The sequence below is a fragment of the Mycobacterium sp. genome (genome assembly GCF_032162605.1).
Lineage (GTDB): Bacteria > Actinomycetota > Actinomycetes > Mycobacteriales > Mycobacteriaceae > Mycobacterium.
This window is the reverse complement of the sequence record NZ_JAVROT010000221.1, coordinates 1-4,210: the sequence shown is the minus strand read 5'-3', so window position 1 is coordinate 4,210 and position 4,210 is coordinate 1. Positions and strand designations below refer to the sequence as shown.

The window sequence follows — 4,210 nt, the reverse complement described above, 5'->3', positions numbered from 1 at the left end:
TTGTCGCCCGCGATGACCTCGAGGTGATCGGCGGCCAACTGCTGGTAGTGCGCCAACAGCTTGGGGTCGCCTTCAAAACCGGGGGGGTCGAAGGTCTTGTCCAGGCGGGCCCGCGCGGTGGCGTCGTCCTTGGCGCGAACCAGGGCGATCACCTTGCCATCGACCAGGTCCATGCGCTGCAGCCACTCCAGGGCCAGGTAGCGACCCAGGAAGCCGGTCGCACCGGTCAGCAGGACGGTGCGCACCTCGGTGCCGGCCGCCGGCAGGTTCGGTGCGGCAGCCAACGTTTCGGCGTCGAGGAACTTGTCCAGCGTCAGGTCACTGGCGTGCACCTCCACGGCGTCACGACCGTGCACGGCGGCGAAGGTGGGCCGCTTGGTGCCCTGGCGCTCACCCTCGATGTAGGTGGCGATGGCGGCCAGGTCGTTGGCCGGGCTGACGATGACTCCCACCTGCACGTCGATGTCGAAGATCTCGCGCAGCAGATTGCCGAATGTCAACGCCGACAACGAGTCTCCACCCAAGTCGGTGAAGTGGGCATCGGGTGTCAGCTCGGTGGTGGCCGCTCCGAGCAGGGCCGCCGCGGCCCGGATCACCGTCGCCAGCACAGGTGCATCGGCGCCGCTGCGGCGCAGTTCACTCAGCTCGTTGGCCTGGCCTGCGGCCAAGTCGGCGTAGAGCTGTTCGAGCTGCTCGCCGTAGTGCGCCTTGAGCTTCGGCCACGCCAGCTTGCGGATGCCGGTGAGCAGACCGTTCTCCAGGCTGAACGGCGTGGTCTCGATGATGAAGTCGCGTGGCACCTCGTAGGACTGCAGGCGGGCCTCCTTCGCGACTTTCTGCAACGAATCGGCGATCGCCGGCTTGAGCTGCGCCTCATCGAAGCGCTGCAGTGCTTCCTCGGTGGGCACCACGACAGCCAACAGGTAGGGGTGTGCGCTGTTGCCGTAGACGTAGATCTGCTGGACTAGCGGGCTGTTGCCGAATTCCGCTTCCAGCTTTGCGACGGTGACGAATTCGCCCTGCGCGAGCTTCAGCACGTTATTACGGCGATCGACATACACCAGCTTGTCGGGTCCGACCTCGGCGACGACGTCTCCGGTCCGGTAGTAACCGTCTGCGTCGAAGACGTCGGCGGTGACTTCGGGCCGCTTGTAGTAGCCGGGGAACATATTCGCCGTCTTGAGCAGTAATTCGCCGCGCGGATGCGGTCGGTCGGTGGCGAAGTAGCCCAGATCCGGAACGTCGACCAGTTTGTAGTCGACGACCGGCGGACGCTGCACTTCGCCGTCGAGCAAGACCATGCCGGCCTCGGTGGACCCGTAGCCGTCCGTTAGATGCATCTCGAGGAGCGATTCGATCCAGGCCTTCAGCTCCGGGGAAGTGGGCGCCGAGCCCGTCATCGCGAAGATGTACCGGCCGCCGAGCGAGTATTGGCGCTGCTCGTTCAAGACCTCGGCTTCCACGGCCTTGCGGTCGGGGGAGTCCGAGAGCCGTCGATCGACCTGGCGCTGGTATTCGCCGTAGAGGGTCTCCCAGATGCGCGGCACGAAATTCAGCTCGGTGGGCCGGACCAGCTCGAGGTCCTCCAGGAACGTCGACAGGTCGCTCTTGGCGGCGAAGTAGGCGGTGCCACCATTACCGAGCGTGCCGTAGAGGGTCCCGCGTCCCATGACGTGGCTCATCGGCATGAAGTTGAGGGTGATCGACGCTGCGCTCTCCCCGAACCAGTTTTTGGCCGACCTGGACCACATCTTGCCGACATTGCTTTGGGGGTACATCGCACCCTTGGGCGCGCCGGTGCTTCCGGAGGTGTAGATCAGCAGCGCCAGCGCGTCTTCGGCGCGGTCGTTCACCACCGGTGTTGCGGGCAGTCCCTTGCCACGTTCGAGCAGGTCAGCCAGCGGCTCGACGGTCACCGCGGCCAGTCGTGCCCGGGCGCTTTCCACAGCCTCGCGCTCGTCGTCGACCTCGGGGTGGTAGTCGAAGACCACGAGCTTGGCGGGCTGGTGGTCGGTGCTCAGGATCAGCTCGACGGCATCGGGCAGCTGGTTCACGCTCGCCGCGATGACGCTGGGCTTGGTCTCGGTCACGATCGGCTGCAGCTGGGTGATAGCCGCGCTGGTCTGCAGCGGAACCGCCACCGCGCCGATCCGGTAAAGCGCCACGTCAATGGTGGTGAAGTCGACGCTGGTGAAGCCGAGCACCGCAACACGGTCGCCGGCCTGCACTGAGTCGCTGGTCAAGGCGCGTCCGAGCGCGCCAACACGCTGGTCCAGCTCGCGATAGGTGATGGTGTCGAAATGGGAGAGCACCTCCAACGAGGTGCGTCCGGTCTTGGCGTCCTTGACGAACTCGACTGCGCGCTGCCCGAGGGCCGGGCGGTCGGCGTAACCCTCGAGCACGGTCTGGACGATCTGCGGAAGTCGCAGTCCAGGCTGCTCAAGGGCCTCGGCGACGGCCGGGTCCGGCTTGGCTGCGGCGAACTGTGGGTCGTTAGCGGTCAGGTCCTCAATGCGGCGTTCGAGCCGCTCTTCACGAGTGGTAGTTGACATAACAATTCCTCGCATTACTCAGAAATTTGGGTTGTTCGCGCCACGCTGCGCTGATACTTAGAACGTTAGCTAAACTAAAGGTATTCCACAACGAAGTCGCTGACCATGCAAATGTGAGATCGCACACTTGAAGGTCGGGAAAAGGATGGATTTACAGGTCGGCCAGCAGGAGGCGTAGTACGTCGAGGCCCTCGGTGAGCAGCTCGTCGCTGATGGTCAGCGGAGGCAGCAGCCGGACGATATTGCCGAACATGCCGCAGGTCAGCACGATGACGCCGGCCGCGCCCGCCGCGGTGGCCAACTTGTTCGTCAGCTCGGCGTCGGGATCGCTGGTGCCGGACTTCACCAGCTCGATGGCGATCATGGCCCCGCGACCGCGCACGTCGCCGATCCGGTCGTCGCCGGCCTGCATCCGCAGCAATACATCGGTGATCAGCCGCTCGATCTGCTGGGCGCGCTCGATCAGGCCGTCATGCTCGATGGTCGCGATGCTGGCCAGCGCCGCCGCGCAGGCGACCGGGTTGCCACCGAAGGTGCCGCCCAGGCCGCTGACGTGCGGGGCGTCCATGATCTCGGCCCGGCCGGTCACCGCCGACAGTGGCAAGCCACCGGCGATGCCTTTGGCGGTGCAGATCAGGTCCGGTTCGATCCCGTCGTGCTCGCAGGCGAACATCGCCCCGGTGCGCGCAAAGCCGCTTTGCACCTCGTCGGCGATGAAGACCACGTTGTTCTTGCGACACCAGTCCAGCAGGGCGGGCAGGAAGCCCTCGGCGGGCACGATGAACCCGCCCTCGCCCTGGATGGGTTCGATGATGACGGCGGCCAGGTTGTCGGCGCCGATCTGCTTGTCGAAGACGCTGATGGCTCGCGCGGCGGCCAGTTCGCCATCGGTGGCCAGCTCCTTGTCCAGCAGCCCGTCCCGGTAGGGGTAGGACATCGGCGCTCGATAGATCTCGGGAGCGAACGGGCCGAAGCCGCTCTTGTAGGGCATCGACTTCGCGGTGAGCGCCATCGTCATGTTGGTGCGGCCGTGGTAGGCGTGGTCGAACGCCACCACGGCGGGCTTGCGGGTGTAGGAGCGCGCGATCTTGATGGCGTTCTCGACGGCCTCGGCGCCGGAGTTGAATAGCACCGAGCGCTTCTCGCCCGAGCCCGGAGTAATCCGGTTCAGCTGTTCGGCGACCGCGATGTAGGACTCGTACGGCGTCACCATGAAGCAGGTGTGGGTGAACTCGGCCACCTGCTCCCGCACCGCGTCGATGACCCGTGGCGAGGAGTTGCCGATCGTGGTGACGGCGATGCCGGAGCCCAGGTCGATCAGGCGGTTACCGTCGACGTCTTCGACGATGCCGCCGCCGGCACGCGCGACGAACACGGGCAGGGTGACGCCGACGCCGTGGGACACCGCCGAGCTCCGGCGTTTGTTCAGTTCCAGCGACAGCGGACCAGGGATTTCTGTAACCAGCTGGCGGGTCTGCTCGAGGCTGGCCACAACGTCCTCCTCCCCGCGGCGCGCGTCTCACGTCGCGCTGAAAGCCTATCTGCACGAGGAGTCTTGGCGCCCGCCGAGGACTTGACCCAAGCGCCCACCGCGGCGGTCGGCGCAGGTGCCGATCGGTTGCGAGCTATGGCCTGCCAGACTGAACGGGCACACTGGA

2 protein-coding genes are annotated in these 4,210 nt (G+C 65.9%); both read right to left on the bottom strand.

Annotation, left to right across the window (positions count from 1 at the left end):
• The coding region (gene car / locus QOI01_RS13680; RefSeq protein WP_526381730.1) for a carboxylic acid reductase at positions 1-2,552 on the bottom strand (2,552 nt) is incomplete at its 3' end.
• Between the two features lie 151 nt (positions 2,553-2,703).
• Positions 2,704-4,044, bottom strand: coding sequence for a 4-aminobutyrate--2-oxoglutarate transaminase (gene gabT / locus QOI01_RS13675; protein WP_526381728.1), 1,341 nt, complete (start codon positions 4,042-4,044; stop codon positions 2,704-2,706).
• Positions 4,045-4,210: the final 166 nt, after the last annotated feature.